Genomic DNA, 22,957 nt, shown 5'->3' with positions numbered 1-22,957 from the left:
GAGAATGTGCGGCCAGAGTAATTATTTCATTCACCCCAGCAATATTTCCCTCCCTCATCCGTCTACCTCATCACAAGCCATAATCAGTTACTGTAAACGAGGTAAACACCATGAGAGATTTTGATATGCACGACAGAGGTCACGGGCGCGGATTCGGTCGCCACCGTATGGGCAAGGGCTTAGTCATCGGCGCGGTGATTTTCATCGTGCTCGGCCTGGTGGTGATGACCCTCTGGAACGCCTTGCTCCCGGCCATCCTTGGCGTGAAAGCCATTGGCTTCTGGCAGGCGCTGGGCATTCTGGTGCTGAGCCGCATTCTGTTTGGCGGATTAGGTTTCCGTCCGGGGATGTTTGGCGCGCACCGCCGGATGCACGAGCGCTGGATGAACATGACGCCCGAACAGCGCGAGGCGTTTATTCAGCAGCGTCGCGAAGGTTTTGGTCGCCACGGTCGTGGCCACTGCGGCTGGCACGGTCATCGTGACGATAAGCGCGACGACGCCACGCCAAAAGCGCCGGAAGCAGAGTGAGCGAAATGAAAGCCGGGGAGGCGGGCGGATCCATGCTGATGTCGGCGCTCAATGCCTGCCGCGCCCGGCTGAAAGCCTTCATTCGCGGGCGGACCTCCGTTCGCGATGATGCCGACGACATTTTGCAGGAAGTCACCTATCAGCTGATGAAAGTGGAACAGCCGGTCGAAAACGTCGCCGCCTGGCTGTTCCGCGCGGCGCGTAATGAGATGACCGACCGGGCGCGTAAAAAGCGCGAGGTCTCACTCTCCGGCTATTTTACGGGCGTAGACGAAGAGGGTTTCCCGGAGGACGAGCTGGCCGAAACCCTTTTCGGCGTGCCGCACACGCCGGAAGAGGAGTACCTCAAAACGCTGCTGTGGGAAGAGCTGGGGCAGGCGCTGTCTGAACTGCCGCCGCCGCAGCGCGAGGTGTTTGAAAAGACCGAACTGCACGGCTACAGCATTAAAATGCTGGCAGAGGAGACCGGCGCCAGCGAACAGGCTTTGTTATCCCGCAAGCACAAGGCGGTGCTGTTTCTGCGCACGCGGCTGCGCGACGTCTACGACGCGCTGACGGGCGAATAGCGGCGACAGACAAAACCTTACACTTCCGGCACTTGTAGATTCATCACTATCGTTTATGATCGGGGCGTCTTGTTACTCTGGAACGTTATGCGCAACCGTCAGCTCCTCGGAAAATGGCTTTTGATCGTCACCTGTCTCGCGATGGCGCTTTGCCTCGTGCAGCGTGCGGTGATGCTCAACCATTTTTTACAGGGACTGGATCCGCAGATTTCACTGAGTGTAGATGCCCCGGGTCAAAGCAGCAACACCGAACAGCCCGGCCCGTCGCCCTGTCAGCTGGGCGCACACTCGCTGCTTTGCGCCCAGCCGCTGTTCTTCGACGGCGCGCTACCGGCCATTATTATCTTCTTCGCGCTGCTGCAGCTGTTTACGCAAGGGCGGGCATTGGCTCCCGCAGAGCAGCCCGTTCAGGCACCGCCTCCCCGAATACACCTTAAAAACTGCGTTTTCCGTGAATGAAAATCATCGTCCTCTCACGATAATTTTCACTGTTCTCGGAGTAAAACATGGTTAACCTCTTCAGGGGATTCGTCTTCCTGTGGCTGTCCTGCATCGGCATTGCCCATGCGGCGGACACAGGCTGGCTGGTTTCCCCCCAAAACGATCACGCCCGCATCCGCTTTCAGGCGGAGAGGGAGCAAACGCACGTTAAAGGTCTGCTCACCGTTGAGCTAAAGCCCGGCTGGAAAACCTACTGGCGATCGCCGGGCGAGGGCGGCGTCGCGCCGAAAATCAGCTGGCCGGAGGGCGTAACGGATAGCTGGTCCTGGCCGGTCCCGTCGCGCTTCGATATCTCCGGCATGACCACGCAGGGCTATCACGACAAGGTCACTATCCCGATTACGCTCGACGGAGTGAAGGGCGACACGCTCGACGGGACGCTCACGCTTTCCACGTGCAGTAACGTCTGTCTGCTGACGGACTACCCGCTGCATCTCGATTTTACCCAGCCGGTAGATGAGGGCTTCCGTAGCGAGTTCGAGCAGGCGATGCGCGCCGTGCCCGGTACGTCAGGCGTATCCAGGGATCTCTCCGCGTGGCTCTCTGGCGACAAGCTGGTGATTACCGGCACGTCGGACGGGAAGTGGGATAATCCGGGGATCTACTTTGACCCGCTGGAAGGTGACATTCTTCCCGGCGAGCCGGTCATCAAACACGACGGCAATACGCTTCGGGTGACGGTACCCCTGACCGACGAATGGGGAGACAAGCCCGCCTCGCTGGAAGGCAAGAGGCTGTCGTTTGTGCTGACCAGTGGCGGCAATGCGCAGCAAACCACCATGACCGTTGGCGCGACGCCTGCTGCACCTTCTGCGCCTGAAGGGACGGGCAAAATGGTGCTTTTTGCGCTGCTGGGCGGGCTGATCCTCAACCTGATGCCCTGCGTGCTGCCGGTCATGGGCATGAAGCTTAACAGCATCCTGCAGGCGGGATCGGACAGGCGCGCTATCAGGCTGCGCTTCCTCGCTACCAGCGCCGGGATCCTCACCTCCTTTATGCTGCTGGCGGGGATGGTGACGGCGCTGAAGCTGGCCGGGGCGTCGCTGGGGTGGGGCATTCAGTTCCAGAACCCGTGGTTTATTGGCCTGATGGTCGCCGTCACCTTCCTGTTTGCGCTGAACCTGTTTGGCGCGTTTGAGATGCTGCTGCCTTCCGCCGCCACGGGACGGCTGGCGACGGCAGGAGGATCCGGGATTGGCGGCAGCTTCTGCGAAGGGATGTTCGCCACGCTGCTGGCGACGCCGTGCTCCGCGCCGTTCCTCGGTACGGCGGTTGCCTTTGCCCTTGGCGCACCGCTGCACTCCCTGTGGCTGATCTTCCTGATGCTCGGCGTGGGCATGAGCCTGCCGTGGCTGTTTGTCGCCCTGGTGCCAAAAACGGCCATGCTGCTGCCGAAACCCGGCCGCTGGATGAACACGCTAAAAGTCGTTCTGGGCCTGATGATGCTCGCCTCCAGCCTCTGGCTGGCAACATTACTGAGCGTGCATCTGGGCGAGGCGGTCAGCCAGATTGTGATGCTGGTGCTCATCGCCGTCGCGCTGGCGCTGTTCGCGCTGAAGGGGCAAAAATCCTCACCGCTGTTCTGGCTCGTGGTTATCGCGCTGTCGGCGTTTGGTGGGTATCAGGCGCGCGGGCTGCTTAACGCGCCGCCTGCCGCTCCGGCACAAAATGCTGCGCAGACCATCCCGTGGCAGCCGCTCAGCGAGGAGGCCATCCAGCAGGCGCTGGTGCAGGGAAAACGGGTGTTTGTGGATATCTCGGCGGACTGGTGCGTGACCTGCAAAGTTAACGAGCATCGGGTGCTGAATCAGCCGGACGTTATTGCCGCGCTGCGCCAGCCGGACGTGGTGGCCCTTCGCGGAGACTGGAGCCAGCCGTCCGCGTTTATCGCCGATTTTCTGGCGAAGCGAAACCGTTACGCCATTCCGTTTAACGCAGCGTATGGCCCCGGTCTGCCTGAGGGGGAAATCCTCTCGCCGCTGCTGGACAAGCGCACTCTGATCGCCACCCTGAACAACGCAAAAGGCTAACTGTGTTATGAAAAAATTCCTTATTACGCTTCTGCTCCTGCTGGCGCCGGTTCAGGTGTTCGCTGCCCAGCCGCTAACGCTGGACCAGGAGCAGCGTGCGCAGAAGATGGTGTATGATTTTCTGTTTAACGATCCAAACTCCCCGCGCATCGGCGCGAAAAACCCAAAGCTCACCCTGGTGGTGTTTACCGACTACAACTGTCTGTACTGTAAAAAATTCGATCCGTATCTGGAGAAGATCGTCGAAAAACACCCGGACGTGGCGGTGGTCTTTAAGTTTTTACCTTTCCGCTCGGAAAGTTCGCTGACTGCCGCGCGCGATGCGTTAACGCTCTGGCGTCAGGAGCCCCGGCAGTTTATGAAGCTGAACCATACCCTGATGGCGAAAAAGGGTTACCACGATGACGCCAGCATTCAGGAGGCGCAGAAGCGGGCGGGCGTGAGCGTTACGACGCCGGATGACGAGAGCCTTATGACAATTAAGCGCAGCCTGATCGTCGCGGAAAAAATGGGGATCCAGGGCACGCCCGCCACGCTCATCGGCGAAGGACTGCTGCCCGGCTGGGTGCCGTACGAACAGTTCGACGAAATGGTCAGTGACGCACTGAAAAACCGCTAACCTGAAGGGGGCGTAATGCCCCCGACAAACCGGAGAGGGAAATGAAAAAATTACTGTTACTTTCAGCGCTGGCGACGTCAGGGCTGGTACAGGCGGCTGATGCCATACCGGACGTGGTGAAGCACTTCGGCGAGCAGCAGAACATTAAAATCATCAAGAAGCTGGATGCGCCCGGCGGCGCGCCTGCCTGGCTGGGGCAGTATCAGGATATGGGCGTAACGCTCTTTTTAACGCCGGACGGCAAGCACGTCATCTCAGGCTATCTGTACGATGACAAAGGAAAAAACCTCAGCGAGGGCTATTTCCAGAAAGAGATCTACGCCCCGATGGGACGCGAGATGTGGAAGAACCTCAACGCGGCGCATCCCCTGAAGGAAGGGGCGGATAACGCCCCGCGTAAGGTCTTTGTTTTCGCCGATCCGTTCTGTCCGTACTGCAAGCAGTTCTGGGCCGAAGCGCAGCCGTGGGTGAAGGCGGGCAAGGTGCAGCTCAACACGCTGCTGGTGGCGTTTCTCAACCCCAACAGCGGACGTAACGCCTCGGCGATTCTGAATGCGAAAGATCCGGTTTCGGCCTGGCGCGAATACGAGCTTTCAGGTGGCAAAAAATTACCGAAGCCAGAGGGCGAGGCTTCCCGCGAAACGGTAGCGATCCTGCAGAAGCACCAGACGCTGATGGACAGCCTGGGCGCTAACGCCACGCCGGCCATTTACTATCTGAATGCGGAAAATGAGCTGCAGCAGGTGGTCGGTATGCCGGATGCGCAGCAGCTTGAGGCGATGTTCGGGCCGAAGCCGTAAAAAACAGGCAGAAACGGGGCGTTTCTGCCTGATGGCATTTAGCTTCCCCAGCGTCCTTTCAGGTAGTTCACCGCCTGCTGGGTCTGCGGCTGGTTCAGGTAATCTTCCCGGAACAGGATGGTGCCGTTCACGTTGGGCAGCGAATCGTTGAGATCGAGCTGCTTTTTCAGCTCCGGCACGCCGCCCTGAACCGTCCAGTCCGGCTCGTTTCTCGACGGCTCGCCCACCTTGTAGAACGCAATGCCGATATACAGGCGAGTGTGGGTCGGCTTCACGACGTCGGCCCACCATTTGGTCAGCACGTCGTAGCGCGCGGCATCCCGGGAGAAGGGCCAGTAAATCTGCGGAGCGATGTAGTCGAGCAGGCCCTGCTGAACCCACTGCCGCGTATCGGCGTAGGATTCATCGTAGGCCGCGGCGCCGCGGGTGTCAGAGCCTGCCGGGTCAAACGAACGGTTACGCCACACGCCCGCCGGGCTGACGCCAAACTCAACGTCGGGCCTGGTCTGTTTAATCGCGCGGGAAACCTGGACGATCAGCTGCTGCGTGTTGTGTCTACGCCAGTCAGCCTTTGAGGCAAATCCCTGACCGTACTGCCGCCAGGTCTGTGCGTCATTGAGCGCTGAACCAGGCGTTTCGGTATAGAAGTAATCGTCAAACTGCACGCCGTCTACCGCGTAGTTCGCCACCACTTCGGTCACCACTTTGGTTATCCAGTCGCGCACTTCCGGAATGCCGGGGTCGAGCACAAAGCGGTCGCCCGAGATGCGCACCCACTCAGGGTGCTGGACATAGACGCTGGACGGGGTCTGATAGGCGGTCCGGTTCAGGGCGGCGATGGTGGACGGTTTGGTGTTGGTCGACACGCGGTACGGGTTGAACCAGGCATGCACTTTCATGCCGCGCTTGTGCGCTTCATCCAGCATAAACTGCAGCGGATCGTATCCCGGATACTCGCCGATGTTGCCCGTCAGCATATCCGACCACGGCAAAATTTTTGATGACCAGAGGGCCGTGCTGTCCGGCTTCACCTGGAAAAACACCGTGTTAATGCCGAGGCGCTTAAGGTTGTCGAGCTTGCTTGTCAGCGCCTGCTTCTGCATCGCGATGCGCTGGTCCGCGCTGCGGCCGTTCACCGAGGCCACCGGCGGCCAGTCGAGACGTGAGACGGTCGCCAGCCAGATCCCGCGCATTGGCTCGTTTGCCTGCTGCGTCGGTTTGCTCGCGGTGGGAAGAGGGGTAACCAGTGATTTTGGCGGTTTGGAGGAGCAGCTCACAAGTAAAAGCGCGCAGGCAGCCAGCGCACCAATCCGTTTTACGTGTCGCGTCATTTGCGTATTAGCTCTTGATAATCCGACTGTTGGCCCAGGGATTAAACGCGGGCGCCGCCTGTTCTGTGCTTACCTCGTCGTTGAGGGAGTCCAGATACAGGGCTTCCACTTCCGCGCGCGCCCACGGGGTGCGGCGCAGAAATTTCAGGCTCGATTTAACGCTGGGATCTTTTCTGAAACAGTTAATTTTGATTCGGTCGCCCAGTTCGCTCCAGCCGTATTTTGCCACCAGGGCATTGACCATCATCTCCAGCGTTACGCCATGCAAAGGATCTTTGGAAATATGTGCAGTCATAGGTGTCCGGATGTCTCAATGTTTGTGGGGGCAGGGTTTCCGGTGAAAGGGTACAAGAAAGCAGGTGAAGCGGCAATAATATCAAGATCCCCCTTTTTTTGGGCATTAGTTCTCTTCTAACTATTTGTATAATCAATAGAGTAACAATGAAAAACAGGTATACCGATGACGCATAATCAGGTGCTGGGAATCGATCTCGGGACAACGAACAGCGCGGTCAGCGTTTGGCTTGAGGGGCGGCCAGTGCTGGTTACGAATAAATTTGGTGAGGTTCTGACCCCTTCAGTCGTGGGTCTTGATGATGACGGCAATATCCTGACAGGCCGTCCTGCCCGGGATCGTTTACAAACTCACCCGCATCTCACGCAGGCGAGCTTTAAGCGTTTCATGGGGACAGACATCCAGCTTCCGCTTGGGCTAAGGCAATTTCGTGCGGAGGAGTTATCTGCTCTGCTGCTTCGCCAGTTGAAAGAGGATGCTGAAGCCTGGCTTGGCCAGGCTATATCCGATGCGATCATCACCGTTCCGGCTTATTTTAATGATGTACAACGACGGGCGGTAAAAAATGCTGCCAGCCTGGCCGGCCTGAATGCCATCCGCCTTTTAAACGAACCTACCGCAGCTTCTCTTGCTTTTGGGTTACTGGAAAACAGAGAACAAAAATATCTCACTTTCGATCTTGGCGGTGGGACATTCGATGTATCCATTATTGATATGTTTGAGGGCGTGGTGGAAGTCCGTGCCAGCAGCGGAGACGTACGCTTAGGTGGAGATGATTTCTCGGATGCCATTCTGCACTGGATGTTGCAACAACACCCGGCTCTAAAAGCAGCCCCCGATACGGTGAGGGCCGAGCTGCTGGCGAAAGCCGAAAGCGTGAAACTGACGCTTAGCCAGCATGCACAGGCCGAGGTCACTCTATGCTGGAATGAAACGGAGTGGCGATGGTTAATGAATGAAGAGCAATTTGCCCACTGCTGCAAACCGCTTTTAAATCGGCTTCAACATCCTGTTCAGCAGGCGCTCAATGATGCGCGTTTCTCAGTGCGCGATCTGGACCATATCCTTCTGGTGGGAGGGGCGACGCGCATGCCACTCGTCCGCCAGACTGTCGCGCGACTTTTTGGTCGCTTCCCACGTCACGATCTTCATCCCGACGAAGCCGTAGCCCTTGGTGCTGGCGTTCAGGCCGGTATGGTCATGTCTGATGTCGCCGTGGAGGATATCATTCTCACGGACGTGATGCCTTTTTCTCTGGGTGTTGAAGTTGCCAGGCGTAGTTCGGAGCGTCTTGAGACGGGATTTTTCCTGCCACTCATCGAACGAAATACCTTTCTACCCGTGAGTAAGATGGAGACAGTCAATACCGTTGAAGATAATCAACGCACTGTATTGCTGAAGATCTACCAGGGGGAGGCGCGCAAAGTTCGCGATAATATTTTTCTGGGTGAAATGAGTATTGATGTCCCACCTGCACCGGCGGGAGAGGTCTCTCTGGATGTCCGCTTTACCTACACCCTCGATGGTTTGCTGGAAGTCGAATGCCAGTGTCAGGGAAACCCCGCCATCTCAAGACGGGTTATTGAAAAAGTGCCAGGGCAGATGAGCGATGAACAAATTGCCGAGAGTCTGCAAAAGCTCGCCGCACTCAAAATCCACCCTCGCGATCGTAAGGAAAACGTCGCGCTGTTGGCTCGCTGTTCGCGCCTCTATGAACGGCTGCTGGGGGATGAGCGAGCCTGCATTGACCGGCTTACAACAGAATTTGAGTGGGCTCTTGAGAGTCAGGAGCCGCAGCGGATTGAACGTTCTGCACGAGAGGTTGAACTTTTTCTCAATAGCTACGAAGGGGTCAGGTAGATGAGCATCTGGCAAACTCTTGATATTGATCCTACAGAGGATGAATCGGAAATTCGGCGAGCCTACGCACGCCAGTTAAAAAAGAATCGTCCTGATACCGACCCCACTGGTTACCAACGCCTACGGGAAGCCTTTGACGATGCAAAACGGTTAGCAAAGGAAGGCAAAGAGAAGGATCCACAACGTGTTTTAGTCGATGAACCAGCGGCAATGGTTCATCGTCAGGAAGAAACTGATGAACGCGTGACCGTTTTCTTACCAGAGCGCGAAGCGTTATATACGGAACAGGAAATATCTGCTCTGGCTTATAAGCTCGTCAACGAAGAAATATCCGGCATTGCTTCTCTCAAGCATCTCTCCGCCCGCATTAACGGGCGAGGAAGTCTTGAACAACAACGGCTTTTCAGTCAACGTCTTGCCGCTGCACTGGCTGAACAGGCTGGATTAACTGAAGCGCAACTTGATATCGTGGCGGAAATGCTGAACTGGCGGATACATGATTACGACTTTAGCCATATCATCCCGCGTTACCTTCAACACGCCATTAATCATCAGATCCGCCAAACTGAAATCCTCCGAGCCTGGCAGAAAATGGAGGCGGAAGGGAAGCAGGGATCATGGCGGGAGAGGCTGGCTATTAAGCTGCTCAGAAGTGAACGACCGAACGTACCTTTTTGGATACGATTATTGCCGGGTTTGATTGAAACTATGGCAACACGATATCAATACGTACTGCAATCTTTTCCGGAAATCCTCCCCCGGTTCAATCCTTTTATTCTGCAGTTCCTGCAGAGAGCACGATTAGGCCTCACATCGGCGGGTCTTTTCTTATTGGCATTTTGGGGTTTTCTTTTCAGCGCTATTTTACCCTCCACTGGGGGTATTACCCTCGTCAGTACCATTACAATTGCAACGCTTATTTTCTACCTTTACGTCAGCGATATGGTGTTGATAAGCGCCCATTCCAGACCCAGATTGCTCAGCGCTTTTTTAGGCATTGAGTTCCTGCTTTCACTCATTATTATTCAGTGGTTCTTTGGCGGACTCTATTTTGCTGCTCTTTCGGCCATTACTACACCCGGTCTGGGGCCACCACTCCTGATGACGGCGATCTTTTTGCTGCTGTCGGCGATAGCCGTATGGGCAGTGTGGCCGAATCGAAAAGTACCGGCGATCCGCTTGCCCGGAATTATCATGAGCAGGCTCTTTTCCAGTCCATGGCGGATCCTTGAGGTGATGAATTTCGCCTGGTATAGCTTTATCTGGCTTTTCATTCATTACTTTATTTGTGCTGCGGTTATGGCGGCGCTGATTAATCAGTTTAGTGAGAGATGAATTAAATATGGCGCTCTAATAATAAAAGGTCACCCGGCTTAAGCCAGAGTGACCTTATTAAATTTTTCAGCTATTTATTTCTTATCAGCGAACAGCTCCGGCGCCCACGGACGCGGATCCACCTCCATAAACGGCGCGCGCTCGAAGCGGTCCTTCAGCGCCCACGGCACCGTGCAGTCGAAGATGGTCTTGCAGGAAATGCCGTTTGCGCGAATTGAGGTGCTGTAATCCGGCGACTGGGACGGATCCAGCTGGTGGCCGCGGATCCCCGGAATATTGGTGATGCTGACATCGCCCTGCATGCGGGTGGTCATCGCCCACAGGATGTCGTCGCTGTCGAAAATATCCACGTCTTCGTCGACAAGAATGATGTTCTTCAGCTCCGAATAGGTGGCTAAGGCAATGAGCGCCGCCTGTCCCTGACGTCCTTCGTCTGACGGCTGGCGTTTTTTCACCTGCAGGATCCCGAGGAATTTACCGCCGCCCGCGGTATGCGCATAGACGTTTTGCAGGAAGCCCGGAATCGCCTCTTCAACGGCATTGCGGATGCTGGCTTCCGTCGGCAAACCGGCCAGGGTGGTATGCTCTTCTCCCGGTCCCACCAGCGTTTGCAGGATCGCGTGGTTTCGCATGGTCACGGCTTTCACTTTGATCACGGGCAGGGACGGGTTCGCCTCGCCGCAGTAGCCCGGGAACTCCGGCATCGCGTGGCCGGTGTTGGTGTGCTGATCTTCTCTTACGCGCACGCCCGGTAGCAGTTCGCCCTCGATGATGATTTCCGCCCGCGCGATCGCTTTCTCTTTTACCGCCACGCCCTGCACCAGTTCGACCGGCTGCTGGCGCAGCGCCCCGGCGACGCCCAGCTCGTTGTAGCCAAACGGCGTGGTGGGCGCCTCAAAGCACGCGCCGATATAGATGGCTGGATCGAGCCCCATATTGATCGTCACCTGCAGCGGTTTTCCGGCTTCTTCCGCCTTTTTGCGGAAGACTTCAATATGCCGACCGGCGGCAAGGAACATGGAAAGCTCGTCGCGCTCCTGAACGCAGAGGCGGTGGATGGTGACGTCCGTTAGCGAGCTGTCTTCCGGATCGCTTGCCAGCACCAGCCCCAGACAGAAGAACGGGCCCGCATCAATCGGCGTGTTTGTGGGGGCCGGAAGCAGCTTGCGCAGGTCGAAGTCAGGGTCGTCTGCGTAGAAAACCTGTTCCTGGCAGGGTGCCTGCGAGGCCGGAACGACAACCGGCGCAACTGGCTTTTTCACCGCCTGGCCGACGTGTTTTGCCAGCTCCGAGGGCTCACAGCCTAGCAGAAGCGCCGCGCGCTCGCGGCTGGCGTGCATGCCCACCAGGATGCGGGAGCCCGGATAGCCCTTTACGCTGTTGAACATCATGGCCGGTCCCGTACGGGTGGGACGTTTTACCGTGCCGCCCGCGCCGATATGGCGGTAGACCCCCGCCAGCTCCGCGTTGGGATCGACCGGATAATCGGTTTCAAGATACTGCCCTTCGTGGCGCTGAAGCAGGGCGATGGCGCTGCGGAGATCGTTGATCGGGTTTTCCATATTTTCCTCCCTCGTTTGAATACCTCCATTTTTATGGCAATGACCAATAGCATCAATTGCATCATTACTGCTAAATTGATAAGTAAATTCATATCAAAAAAGGAAGTGTTCCGTGCAGTTTCGTCAGATGCGCCATTTCATCGTCGTGGCCGAAGAGCTCCACATGCACCGGGCCGCCGAGCGTCTGAACATGGCGCAACCGGCCCTGAGCCAGCAGATAAAGGCGCTGGAAGAACGTTTAGGCGTCACGCTCTTTAGCCGGGCGAACCGCCGCTTAACCCTGACGCCCGCGGGTGAAGCGTTTCTGGTGAAAGCCAGGCTCGCCATTTCCCTGACCGAGCAGGCGGTTCTCGACGCCAGGCAAACGGCACGGGGCGAGCAGGGGGTATTAAACCTGGGGTGCGTGTCGAGTGCGATGTTCGACGGCAGGCTGCCCGCCGCGCTGCGCCAGATGCACACGCGCTGGCCGGCCATTACCATGTCGCTGGTGACGGGAAATGTGCAGACGCTCTACGCGGCCGTGCAGAGCAACCAGCTCGATGTGGCTATTATCCGGGCGCCGCTGCCGTCCCTGCCTGACGATCTGCAAAGCCGCCCGTTCACGTCAGAGAAAACGGTCCTGGCGCTGTATCGTCAGCACCCGCTGGCGGGATCTTCCGCGCTGACGCTTTCGTCGGTGAAGGACGAAAAATGGATCTCCCTGCGCGACCCGGAGGGAATGGGGCTGGAACAGTACTTTTATGACGCCTGCAGCGGGGCGGGCTTTCAGCCGGACGTGGTGCAAAACGCGACCGACGTGCCCACCGTGATAAGCCTGGTCTCGGCGGGATTTGGGCTGGCGCTGCTGCCCGCATCGGCAAAGGCGGTGAGCGTTGAGAACGTGGTTTACGTGGACATCCTCGACCGGCTCCGTGAAAGCGAGCTGACGCTGGTTTGCCACCGGATTATTCGCTCAGAAGTGCTTAAAAAATTACTGATTACCCTCGATCACACCTGACGCCCGGCGGCCTGCAGCAGCTGCTCGCGCAGCCAGGCATTCGCCGGATCCTGGCTGTTTTTCGGGTGCCAGTACATGTAGATGGTAATCGGCTGGAGCGGCAGCGGCGGCGCAAAGAGATCCAGCGTGCCGGCAAACTGTTTCAGCATCCGTTCCGGCAGGGTGCACACCAGGTCGGTACCGGCAACAAGCGCAGGCGCCACGGCGTAGCTCTGCGTGGACATCGCGACGCGTCGCTGGTAGCCCAGCCCGGCCAGGGTTTGATCGACAAAGCCGGTAAACGGATCTCCCGCCGATGACACCACCAGATGAGAAAGCGCGCAGTAGCTTTCCAGGTCTAACGCTCTGGTACCGCGCGGATGGCCTTTGCGCTGGGCGGTGGCAAACGCATCGTCGAGCAGTTTGCGCCTCACCCAGCCGTCATGGGCACCCGCGCTCACGCCGATGTAGATATCCACATCTCCGTTTTCAAGCTGCTGCGGCAGTTCGGACATCTGTGGCAGGGCGAAGCGCAGGCGAATACCTGGAGCTTCGGTACCCACCTGGTTAAGCAGCCCGGTGCCCAGCATCAGCGCCGGGTTTTCGTGCAGCGCGATAACAAAGGTCCGGGTGCTGGTCTGGGCATCAAATGTGGTGGGAGAAAACATCGCGCTGATGCCGCGCAGCACGCTCTCCACCTGCGGCATAAGCGCTTCCGCTCGCGGCGTCGGTAGCACCCCACGTCCATGTGGGGAGGGAATAAACAGCGGTTCGCCAAACAGCGTTCGCAGACGCGCGAGACGGGCGGACAGCGCGGGCTGGCTGATGCCCAGCCGCGCGGCCGCATGGGTGATATTCCTGTCCTGAAGCAGGGCGTCCAGGGTCAGGATCAGGTCGATGTCCATGTCAGAGACGGGCGTCATTTTATTTCGCGCTGCCGGCGTCCCGGTTGGTATAGTTCACAGGAACCCAGGCATAGCCGCCGTTTTCGCCTTTGGTGACGTACCCGATACCCGGGAACGGCAGATGGGGCGCGGCAACCAGGTCTTTATTTTTCACAAATTCCGCAAACGCGTGTTCGCGCACGCCTGCCGCTTTGTTCTGATCTTCATCGTAGGTAATGGTCACGTCAGGCTGCGGGAACTGAACCGCCGCGGCATGAATGATGTCGCCGACAAAGGTGATCTTCTCGCCGTTGCTCGTCAGCGTGTAGAAGGCTGAACCCGGCGTATGGCCGGGATGAACCGTGCCGGTCAGCCCCGGGAGAATCTCAGATGTGCCGCTAAACGGCACCACTTTACCGGCGTCAAGATAGGGTTTTAAGGTCTTCTGCGCGACGTCAAAGTAGTTCTTGCCGTAGCCGGTTTTTTTCTGATTCTCGTCGTTAAAGAAAAAGTCGACGTCCGGTTTGCCAACGAAAACGCGCGCGTTGCTGAACACCACCTTGCCGTCTTTCACCAGGCCGCCCGCGTGATCGGAGTGGGCGTGGGTCAGCAGGACTTCAGTAATGTCCTCGGGTTTAATCCCCTGGGTGGCGAGGCTCTCAATCAGACGTCCGCCGTTGCCGGGGCCAAAGAGCTGGCCTGAGCCCGTATCCACCAGAATTTTATGTCCGGGCATCGCAATCAGGAACGCGTTGATGGACACTTCAGGCGGGTTGGTCTGGAAATTTTTCGCGAGCAGCGCATCAATTTTTTGCGGCGTTGTCCGGCGCAGCAGCTTGTGCAGATCCTGCGCGACGGTCCCGTCGGTAAACGAGGTGACCAGAACGTCGCCGACCTGAACGCTGTATCCGCCCGCCGGTTGTTTAACGACGTGCTGGGGCGTCTCTGCCGACGCCTGCAGCGCAGGGTAGAAAAGCAATGAACTGGAAATCAGCGTGGACAGAGCAAGTTTTTTCACGGTAAGCATACGAGTCTCCTTTGAAAGCGCTCATCTTACTTCTTCGTAAAATTATAAGAACCTGCCCAGAAATGATAGGACCTATAAATGCAGTGGATAGCACAGCGCAGAAGCCGGGTGGCGATGCTGCCTTTCCCGGCTCGTAACACGTTATTTTTTCAGCGGCGCGTTCCAGCCGTCCGGCGTGGCTTTGGACCAGGAGCCATAAGCGGCATTTGGCAGCACAATCCAGTCGTTTCCGAAGTGTTCCGCGCTGGCCTCAACCAGCTCACGCTGCTGCTCGCTCGGCTTTTTATTTTTAAACTGCACGGCGAAATCCGGCAGGCTGTCGCCAAACAGCATCACGATCTGCTGTTTTTTGAGGATGCTCTGGCGACGCTCTTCCTTGCTGACCGTGTCCAGAAGCACGCTTTCATCGGATACCTGCGGAAGTCCCAGGGCTTTTAACGTCCTGAGCGTATCGGCTTTATTTTCCTGCATGCGGTCCGAAACATAATAGATACGGACCTTGCTTTGATTCACATGGTCAAGAAACGCCTTCGCGCCCGGAATCAAGCCGGGTTTTCCCTGTTTCTCCCAGCCGCTCCAGGTGTCCCATTTTGTATAGTCGTGACACTGCTCGGTGTCGCGCACCAGCAGAGGGGTGTTATCCAGCACCGTTTCATCCAGATCCATTACCACGGCGTAATTTTCAGGCGTTTTCAGGTCTTTTAACTTTTCGTTGAAACGCTCGGTGGCAAACCGATACGTCTGCAGCTGAAGAGCCACGATCTCTGCCGATTTCTGCTGATAGCGCAGCGCCATTTCGTACGCTTTGGGTTCACACAGCTCGCCCCCGGCGGCCGTCGCCGCTGCCGTTGCACTCAAAACAGGTAATGCCAGCAGTAATGCCTTAGCCATTGAATTCACACTTCTTTCCTCAACACCCTGGTTAAAATCCCGAAAGCGTAATGAAATTCAATGACAGAAATATGAAGGCCGCGCCGCTAGACCAGCATGTAATACCAGAACAGGGCGACTTCGTCTTTTTCCGGTAAGGCGTTGTAGAGATAACGATCGTATCCGCCCAGGATAAATCCGTAGTTGCGGTAAAACAGACAGGCAGAGACGTTCACATTTTGTGTTTCAAGCCGTAATCCCGGCGCGTTTACGCTGCGGGCCCACACGTGCGCGGCGGCCATTAATTTTTGCGCGGCGCCGGTTCTGCGTTTCGTGCGCTCCACGGCAATGTAATCCACCGAGATAAACTTATTCCAGCCGATTGACGCGGTAATAAATCCGGCAATTTCCCCGTCATCCGTTTCGGCAATAAGAAATATGGCGTCCGGATTAACGCAGTGGTTTTCAAGGGTTTGGATGTCGAGCTCGTAGGTTTTAATCCAGGGCTCGGCGACGGCTTCGATATGCAAATCGCAGTGGATAAAGGGCTCTCGCGCAATGTGGCTTATGGTGAAAGAAAAGTCACAGCATTCAAGGCGCGTGAGGTCGGTACTGAGTCCTTTTCGAATCTGCATAGTCTTCCCGGTAGTGAGTTATTTCATAAAGAATAGACGAAGCGGTTAAATTCGCTGGCCTAACACACTTTTAATCCTGAACTAAGCTTGTACTTCGTTCCGCGTAAAATGTGGGTCATTCGAGGACAATGAATGGAATTCAGGACATTTCAAAAGCAGTGGGGTGCTGAGTTTATTTCCGATGACGTTGTACGTTTTCGCGTCTGGGCAGAAGGACAGAAAGAACTTACGCTACGTCTGGCCGCCGCCGACGTGCCGATGACGGCAGCTGGCGACGGCTGGTTTCAGGCAGACGTATCCGGCGTCACGCACGGTGCAGAATATCAATTTGTTCTGCAGGACGGCATGACGGTGCCCGATCCCGCCTCGCGCGCGCAAAGAGGCGACGTTAACGGCCCCTCCATCGTTATCGATCCCCAACGCTACCAGCCGCTCAACCAGGACTGGGCAGGGCGGCCGTGGGAAGACACGGTTATCTACGAGCTGCACATCGGCACGTTTACCCCGGAGGGCACCTTCCGGGCCGCCATCGACAAGCTACCGTATCTGGCAGAGCTCGGTATTACCCAGTTTGAAGTGATGCCCGTCTCTCAGTTTGGCGGAACACGCGGCTGGGGGTATGACGGCGTGCTGCTGTACGCCCCGCACTCTGCCTACGGTACGCCGGAGGATTTCCACGCGTTTATCGACGCCGCGCACGGGCTGGGGCTTTCCGTGGTGCTGGATATCGTGCTCAACCACTTCGGCCCCGAGGGGAACTATCTGCCTCTGCTGTCGCCCGCGTTTTTTGACGCACAGCGGATGACGCCGTGGGGCAACGGAATTGCTTACGAACGCGAGCCGGTGAGGCAGTACATCACCGATGCACCGCTCTACTGGCTGACGGAGTATCGTCTGGACGGCCTGCGCTTTGACGCCATCGACCAGATTAAAGACAGCGCGGAGACGCACATTCTGGAGGAGATTGCCGCAAAAATCCGCGAGGCGATCCCGCACCGCCACGTTCACCTGACCACGGAAGACAGCCGCAACGTGATTTTCCTGCATCCGCGCGATGAACAGGGCAACACGCCGCTGTTCACCGCCGAGTGGAATGATGACTTCCACAACGCTGCCCACGTGTTTGCCACCGGCGAGACCCACGCGTATTACCAGGATTTTGCCTTTGAGCCGGAGAAAAAGTTCGCCCGGGCGCTGGCGGAAGGCTTTGTCTACCAGGGCGAGATTTCGCTGCAAACCGGTGAATCCCGCGGAGTGGAGTGCCAGACGCAGCCGCCGCAGTTCTTCGTCGATTTTATTCAGAACCACGATCAGACCGGGAATCGCGCCCAGGGCGAGCGGCTGATCGCCCTGGCCGGTGCTGACAAGACGCGGGTGCTGCTTGCCGCGCTGCTGCTTTCTCCCCATATCCCGCTGCTGTTTATGGGCGAGGAGTTTGGTGAAACGCATCCGTTCCTGTTCTTCACCGATTTTCACGGCGATCTGGCAAAGGCGGTGCGGGAAGGGCGCGCAAAAGAGTTTACCGGCCATGCCGGGCACGATGAAACCGTCCCGGACCCGAACGACCTGAACACCTTCATCCGTTCAAAACTCGACTGGAATAAGATTGCCACCGACGAAGGCAAAACGTGGCTGCGCTTCACGCGCCACCTGCTGACGCTGCGTCATCGCCATATCGTTCCGCTTCTGCGTCATGGCGGCGCCGTTGAGGGCAAGGTAATCAAGACCGCGCCCGGCATGGTGGCGGTGAGCTGGCATTTCACGTCGGGGACGCTCTCTCTGGCGCTGAATATTGGTAATAAGCCCGCCGCGCTGCCCGATCTCGCGGGTGAGACGCGCTTTGCCTGGCCGGAAGTCACTGACGTTTTACCGCCGAACGGTATTGTCGTTCGCTTTGCTGATGGAGAAGCATCGTTATGATCCCTTCCGCCACGTATCGTATTCAGTTCCGCAATGGCATGACCTTCGACCGCGTTGCGGCGCTGGTGCCTTACCTGAAAGATCTCGGCATCAGCCATCTCTACGCGTCGCCCGTATTTACCGCCACAGCGGGTTCCACCCACGGCTATGACGTGACCAACCCGAATGAAATTGACCCCGCAATCGGCGGACGAGACGGTTTCGACCGCATGGCCGCAGCGCTTAAGCAGGCCGGCATGGGGCTGATTCTGGATATTGTCCCGAACCATATGTCCACCTCGCTGGAAAATGCCTGGTGGCGGGACGTGATTGAATACGGCCAGCAGAGCCGCTATTTCCGCTATTTCGATATCGACGGGTCGCGCCCGCTAACGCTACCGTTCCTCGGTGACACCTTTGAGGCGGAGCTGGAGAAGGGGGCGATCGCTCTAAAACGTGACCCTGTCACGAACAAGGCCGCGCTGGTTTACTATGACGCCGAGTATCCGCTCAACCCAGGCACGTACAGCGAGGAGAAAAGTATTGCTGAGCTACATGAAGCGCAAAGCTGGCGGCTGATGTCCTGGCGGGAAGCGCCGAAGCAGCTCTCGTGGCGGCGCTTCTTCGAGATCACCGGGCTGGTCGGCGTTCGGGTTGAAGACGAGCCGGTATTCGACGATACGCACCGGCTGATCCTGGAGCTGGTTCACGCCGGCGTGGTGGACGGCCTGCGAATCGACCACGTCGACGGCCTGGCCGATCCGCTGGGGTATCTGCAGCGCCTGCGGGAGAAAACCGGGCCCGACTGCTACATCACGGTTGAAAAAATCCTCGCGAAGGGAGAACAGCTCCCCGCCGACTGGCCGGTATCCGGCACCACCGGCTACGAGTTTATCGCCTCGCTGGCGGAAGTGCTGGTCGACGATGATAACCTGTCGCGCCTGGAGACCATCCACGACGAAACGCTGGGAATAACGGTCGATCGCCACGCGGAACTGCGCGATGCCAAGGGCCTGATGACCGATCGCAATTTTGAGGGTGAATTCACCACGCTGCTTAACCTTGCTGACGATCTGGCCCGCCGCAATGAGGTTGCGCTACCGCGCGAGGAGATCCGCCACGCGCTGCGCGAGCTGCTTATCGCCTTTCCGGTCTACCGCACCTACGGCACCCGGGAGGGATTAACCCCGCCGGACGTGGCGCTGCTTAACCGCGTGATCGCCGGCGTGGAGACGTCTGAAGCGGCGCTGAGCCTGATTGTGCGCATTCTTACCGGCGACCTGCCGGAAGATTGCCGCGAGTCCGCCGCGCTGTTCAGAACCCGCTTCCAGCAGCTTACCGGGCCGCTGATGGCGAAGTCCGTTGAAGACACGCTGTTCTTCCGCCACAACCTCGAGCTGGCGCTCAATGAAGTGGGCGCCGACCCGACGCCGCGCGCGTTTTCATTATCCCGCTTCCACCAGGAGATGCGCATTCGTCTGGCCCGACAGCCCGACGCGCTGCTGGGCACCTCCACGCACGATACCAAGCGCGGGGAAGACGCCCGGGCGCGTCTCTACACCCTGACGGAAGCGCCGGAACGCTGGGGGGAAAATCTGGCCCGCTGGCGACAGATGAACCAGACTCAGGTGCGTTTTCTCAATGACGGTACCGCGCCGAACGCTGCCGATACCTGGATGATCTATCAGGCGCTGGCGGGCGTCTGGCCCGCTACGCAGTCACCGGACGACGCCGAAGGGCTTAAAGCACTCGACGCGCGATTCATCGGCTTCCTCGAGAAAGCGCTGCGCGAGGCAAAACAGCGCACCGACTGGATCGACAGCAACGAGAGCTATGAGAGCGTGGTGCTGAGCTACGCGCGGCACCTGCTTTCGCCGGACAACGCCCTGTTCCTGCAGAATTTTAGCGAGGCGATGCAGCCCTTTATCCGGGCCGGGCTGATAAACAGCCTCAGCCAGACGGTAATCAAGCTGACGGCTCCCGGCGTGCCGGATATCTATCAGGGCAGCGAGGCGCTCAACTTTAGCCTCGTCGACCCGGATAACCGACGGGAGCCGGACTTCAACGCGCTGGTGCACAACCTCAGCGCGGCGGATGCCACGGTATTTGATAACCCGGCCTGCTGGCGAGACGGGCGCGTTAAGCAGTTCGTCACCGCCACGCTGCTGCGGCTGCGTCCGCATTACGACGCGCTTTTCCGCTACGGCGACTGGCTGCCGCTTAAGGTCACCGGCGAGCGCGAGGAGAACCTGATTGTCTATGCCCGCGTTAAGGACGAGGAGGCGCTGATTGTCGCCGTACCGCGTCTGGTTTTTGATGTCACCGATAATCATCAGCTGTGGGTCAATACCAGGGTCGCGATACCGGAAGAACTGGCCGGGAAACGCTATCGGGATCTGTTCAGCGGTGAGAGCCGCATTCTGCAAGAGACGCTGGATTTAACGTCAGAAAAGGGATGTGTACTGGTTCTGCTTACCTGCGAATAATCGTGGAGAACGAAAATGGCAAAGGATACTACGTTTGAAATTCGGGCCGGTCATGGCCAGCAGTTGGGGGCGAATTATGACGGGAAGGGCGTCAACTTCGCGCTGTTCTCCGCTCACGCCGAGCGGGTGGAACTCTGTCTGTTTGACCCGTCCGGGAAAAACGAAATCGCCCGGCTGGAACTGCCGGAATATACCCATGAGGTCTGGCACGGCTATGTGCCGGACCTGAAGCCCGGCGCGCTGTACGGCTATCGCGTCTACGGCCCTTACGATCCGGAAAACGGCCACCGCTTTAACCCGCACAAGCTGCTTATCGACCCTTACGCCCGAGAACTGGTGGGCGATATCGACTGGAACGATGCCCATTTCGGCTATGAGCTGGGGCATGACGAGTTAGATTTAAGCTTTGACACGCGCGACAGCGCGTCGTTCACGCCGAAATGCAAGGTCATCGACCCGAACGCCTTTGACTGGCAGGACAACAGCCGGCCAAACGTGCCCTGGCCGCATACCGTCGTCTATGAGAGCCACGTGAAGGGCTTTACCCAGATGAACCCGGCCATCCCGCAGGAGCTGCGCGGCACGTTTGAGGGGATGGGACACAAAGCCTCGGTCGACTACATCAAGAGTCTTGGCATCACCTCGGTGGAGCTTCTGCCGGTTCACTGGTTCCCGGACGACCAGCATCTGCTCGATCGCGGCCTGAAGAACTTCTGGGGCTATAACACCCTCGGCTTTTTTGCTCCGGCGTCGCGCTACTACGGCCCGGCGGGGATCCAGGGTTTTCGCGACATGGTACGCGCGTATCACGATGCGGGCATCGAGGTGATTCTGGACGTGGTGTACAACCACACGGCGGAAGGGAACGAGCTTGGCCCCACGCTCTCGTTTAAGGGGATTGATAACTACAGCTATTACCGCACCCTGCCGGACCAGCACCGGTATTACATCAACGACACCGGGACGGGAAACACGGTCAACACCTCGCACCCGCGCGTGCTGCAGATGGTGATGGATTCGCTGCGCTACTGGGCGGAATCGATGCATATTGACGGTTTTCGTTTCGACCTGGGGACGATACTGGGCCGAGAGCCGGAAGGGTTTGACCCGCGCGGCGGTTTCTTCGACGCCATGACACAGGATCCGGTGTTATCAAGACTTAAGCTGATTGGTGAACCCTGGGACATCGGTCCCGGCGGGTATCAGGTCGGCGGTTTCCCGCCGGGCTGGGGTGAGTGGAACGACAAATACCGCGATACCGTACGCGAGTACTGGAAGGGCGATAACGTCTCCAACGACTTTGCCGCACGGCTGCTGGGATCCGGGGATCTGTACGACCTGCGCGGGCGTCGTCCGTGGGCCAGCGTCAACTTCATCACCGCTCACGACGGCTTTACGCTGAATGACCTGGTGTTGTACAACGAGAAGCACAACGCCGACAACGGCGAGGACAATAACGACGGGCATAACGATAATCGCTCGTACAACTATGGCGAAGAAGGGCCGACGGAGAACCCGGATATTATTGCCACCCGCGAACGGCAGAAGCGGAATTTCCTGACCACGCTGCTGTTTTCCCACGGCACGCCGATGCTGCTGGCGGGGGACGAGTTTGGCCGCACGCAGAAGGGCAACAACAACGGTTACTGCCAGGACAGCGAGATCTCGTGGATCGACTGGAACGGGATAACCGAAAACGACGCTGCGCTGCGCGAGTTTACCCGACGGCTCATTGACCTTCGCGCGCAACAGCCGCTGCTGCGCCGTGAAAGCTGGCGCGACGGGCTGGAGATCCGCTGGTTCAATGCCGGCGGCGGCCCGCAGCAGGCCGAGCAGTGGGATGAAGGCTCGACGCTCGGCGTCTCCATCAGCAGGCCCGATCTCAGGCAGGAGGACGGCATCTGGCACGACGTGCTGATGCTGTTCAACCCGTTTGAAGGGACCGTGCCGTTCCAGATCCCGCAGTTTGGCGAAGGGGGATGGGTGCTGGAGCTGTCTACGGCAGATGGCGCTGCCGCCGGGACAGCGATCACCGAAACCGTAGAGTACGAACTGGCCGGACGCAGTATTACCCTCTTTAGACGTCCTTAGCTTCAGAGTGATGCCGCCGCGCGGGCGGCGGTGTCATACAGGGAGGAGATCGTGCGTAACAGCTGCGCGGTTTCGCCAATCGACTTCCCGGCAATGCCGCTCTCCGCGTGGATTGCAATCAGACACGCCTCCCGCACGTCCCGGTACTTCATACACAACGCTTTCCCGTCCTCGGTAGTCGAGAAAAAGAGCTCTTTGCCCGCTTTCTCGCTCGTCACGTAGCCCGCTTTGACCAGCTTTTTCAGGGCGTAGGTCACCACGTGGGTATCTTCCACGTTAAGTACGAAACAGATATCGGCCAGCTTTTTCTTGCGGTCGCGGTGGTTCACATGATGCAGCAGCGAGACGTCAAATGCGCCCATATCCGGTTCGCCGGCAGCGGCCATGCAGCGCACCATCCATTTATTGAACGCGTTACTGGTCATGATCAGCGCGTACTCCAGCTCTGACAGTTCCGCGCAGCGCTCGGACACCAGGTGGCGGGACGAGACGATCCGGCCGTCGTTGATATCGTCGTGAGGGGGTGTAGCACTCTTTTTCGAGGTCATAACGTTCCTTAGCCAGAAATGTAAACTCATCGATAAAATAAGAACATTTTATTGATAATTTGTTTACATGTTTTTGAGGTTCAGATATAGCTTTTTAGCGCAGGTTTTCCGA

At 57.9% G+C, this 22,957-nt stretch carries 20 protein-coding genes; 12 read left to right on the top strand and 8 right to left on the bottom strand.

Features of this window, described 5'->3' with window-relative positions:
- The first annotated feature begins 110 nt into the window (after positions 1–110).
- From SPH27_RS02335 to dsbG, 6 genes are all read left to right on the top strand, one after another.
- Positions 111–530, top strand: coding sequence for a hypothetical protein (locus SPH27_RS02335; protein ID WP_029741320.1), 420 nt, complete (start codon positions 111–113; stop codon positions 528–530).
- Between the two features lie 5 nt (positions 531–535).
- Positions 536–1,096, top strand: coding sequence for an RNA polymerase sigma factor (locus SPH27_RS02330; protein WP_126796012.1), 561 nt, complete (start codon positions 536–538; stop codon positions 1,094–1,096).
- Between the two features lie 87 nt (positions 1,097–1,183).
- The gene (locus tag SPH27_RS02325) at positions 1,184–1,555 is read left to right on the top strand and encodes a hypothetical protein (protein WP_182072951.1); all 372 of its coding nucleotides are present in this window, start codon (positions 1,184–1,186) and stop codon (positions 1,553–1,555) included.
- 47 nt (positions 1,556–1,602) lie between these two features.
- The gene (locus tag SPH27_RS02320; protein WP_182072950.1) at positions 1,603–3,627 is read left to right on the top strand and encodes a protein-disulfide reductase DsbD family protein; all 2,025 of its coding nucleotides are present in this window, start codon (positions 1,603–1,605) and stop codon (positions 3,625–3,627) included.
- A 7-nt stretch (positions 3,628–3,634) separates the two neighbouring features.
- A complete protein-coding gene (locus SPH27_RS02315; protein ID WP_182072949.1) occupies positions 3,635–4,246 on the top strand; it encodes a DsbA family protein in 612 nt (203 codons plus the stop codon).
- A gap of 41 nt (positions 4,247–4,287) precedes the next feature.
- Positions 4,288–5,046, top strand: a complete 759-nt coding sequence (gene dsbG, locus SPH27_RS02310; protein ID WP_182072948.1) for a thiol:disulfide interchange protein DsbG — start codon at positions 4,288–4,290, stop codon at positions 5,044–5,046.
- A gap of 38 nt (positions 5,047–5,084) precedes the next feature.
- Here dsbG and SPH27_RS02305 read toward each other — a convergent pair whose 3' ends face one another.
- A complete protein-coding gene (locus SPH27_RS02305) occupies positions 5,085–6,377 on the bottom strand; it encodes a glycoside hydrolase family 10 protein (RefSeq protein WP_182072947.1) in 1,293 nt (430 codons plus the stop codon).
- Positions 6,378–6,384: 7 nt separating this feature from the next.
- Positions 6,385–6,672: a VF530 family DNA-binding protein gene (locus tag SPH27_RS02300; RefSeq protein WP_033145603.1), complete on the bottom strand. Its 288-nt coding sequence runs from the start codon at positions 6,670–6,672 to the stop codon at positions 6,385–6,387.
- Between the two features lie 165 nt (positions 6,673–6,837).
- On the opposite strand from SPH27_RS02300, the gene SPH27_RS02295 reads away from it, so the two are divergent.
- Positions 6,838–8,532, top strand: coding sequence for an Hsp70 family protein (locus SPH27_RS02295; RefSeq protein WP_182072946.1), 1,695 nt, complete (start codon positions 6,838–6,840; stop codon positions 8,530–8,532).
- Positions 8,533–9,867, top strand: a complete 1,335-nt coding sequence (locus SPH27_RS02290) for a J domain-containing protein (protein ID WP_182072945.1) — start codon at positions 8,533–8,535, stop codon at positions 9,865–9,867. It abuts the gene before it with no gap.
- Between the two features lie 74 nt (positions 9,868–9,941).
- On the opposite strand, the gene SPH27_RS02285 is transcribed toward SPH27_RS02290, so the two are convergent.
- Positions 9,942–11,429: a UbiD family decarboxylase gene (locus SPH27_RS02285; protein ID WP_182072944.1), complete on the bottom strand. Its 1,488-nt coding sequence runs from the start codon at positions 11,427–11,429 to the stop codon at positions 9,942–9,944.
- 112 nt (positions 11,430–11,541) lie between these two features.
- On the opposite strand from SPH27_RS02285, the gene SPH27_RS02280 reads away from it, so the two are divergent.
- Positions 11,542–12,426, top strand: coding sequence for a LysR substrate-binding domain-containing protein (locus tag SPH27_RS02280; protein WP_182072943.1), 885 nt, complete (start codon positions 11,542–11,544; stop codon positions 12,424–12,426).
- On the opposite strand, the gene SPH27_RS02275 is transcribed toward SPH27_RS02280, so the two are convergent.
- The 4 genes from SPH27_RS02275 to SPH27_RS02260 all read right to left on the bottom strand — a co-directional run bounded on the left by SPH27_RS02275 (position 12,417) and on the right by SPH27_RS02260 (position 15,821).
- Entirely contained in the window at positions 12,417–13,328 is a 912-nt protein-coding gene (locus SPH27_RS02275; protein WP_182072942.1) for a LysR family transcriptional regulator, read from the bottom strand. The two genes, SPH27_RS02280 and SPH27_RS02275, sit on opposite strands and share 10 nt — an antisense overlap.
- 1 nt (position 13,329) lies before the next feature.
- Entirely contained in the window at positions 13,330–14,316 is a 987-nt protein-coding gene (locus tag SPH27_RS02270; protein WP_182072941.1) for an MBL fold metallo-hydrolase, read from the bottom strand.
- Between the two features lie 141 nt (positions 14,317–14,457).
- Positions 14,458–15,207, bottom strand: a complete 750-nt coding sequence (locus SPH27_RS02265) for a 5'-nucleotidase, lipoprotein e(P4) family (RefSeq protein ID WP_404995706.1) — start codon at positions 15,205–15,207, stop codon at positions 14,458–14,460.
- Positions 15,208–15,293: 86 nt separating this feature from the next.
- A complete protein-coding gene (locus SPH27_RS02260) occupies positions 15,294–15,821 on the bottom strand; it encodes a GNAT family N-acetyltransferase (RefSeq protein ID WP_182072939.1) in 528 nt (175 codons plus the stop codon).
- 132 nt (positions 15,822–15,953) lie between these two features.
- On the opposite strand from SPH27_RS02260, the gene treZ reads away from it, so the two are divergent.
- The 3 genes from treZ to glgX are packed head-to-tail and all read left to right on the top strand — an operon-like array spanning position 15,954 to position 22,297.
- Positions 15,954–17,741, top strand: a complete 1,788-nt coding sequence (treZ, locus tag SPH27_RS02255; RefSeq protein ID WP_207167484.1) for a malto-oligosyltrehalose trehalohydrolase — start codon at positions 15,954–15,956, stop codon at positions 17,739–17,741.
- Positions 17,738–20,206 carry a malto-oligosyltrehalose synthase gene (gene treY, locus SPH27_RS02250; protein ID WP_284593324.1) on the top strand — a complete coding sequence of 823 codons (2,469 nt, stop codon included), beginning with the start codon at positions 17,738–17,740 and terminating at the stop codon, positions 20,204–20,206. The genes treZ and treY overlap by 4 nt, the downstream gene beginning before the upstream one ends.
- Positions 20,207–20,221: 15 nt before the next feature.
- Complete coding sequence (glgX, locus tag SPH27_RS02245; RefSeq protein WP_182073050.1) at positions 20,222–22,297, top strand: glycogen debranching protein GlgX; 2,076 nt, start codon at positions 20,222–20,224, stop codon at positions 22,295–22,297.
- Between the two features lie 2 nt (positions 22,298–22,299).
- Here the strand turns inward: glgX and SPH27_RS02240 are convergent, their stop codons facing one another.
- A complete protein-coding gene (locus tag SPH27_RS02240; RefSeq protein WP_182073051.1) occupies positions 22,300–22,845 on the bottom strand; it encodes a winged helix DNA-binding protein in 546 nt (181 codons plus the stop codon).
- Between the last annotated feature and the right edge of the window lie 112 nt (positions 22,846–22,957).

It is taken from the genome of Enterobacter sp. A103 (genome assembly GCF_034427535.1).
In the GTDB taxonomy this organism is placed as follows: Bacteria; Pseudomonadota; Gammaproteobacteria; order Enterobacterales; family Enterobacteriaceae; genus Enterobacter; species Enterobacter asburiae_B.
Note: the sequence above shows the minus strand (reverse complement) of the source record. Positions and strands in the feature narration are given on the sequence as shown.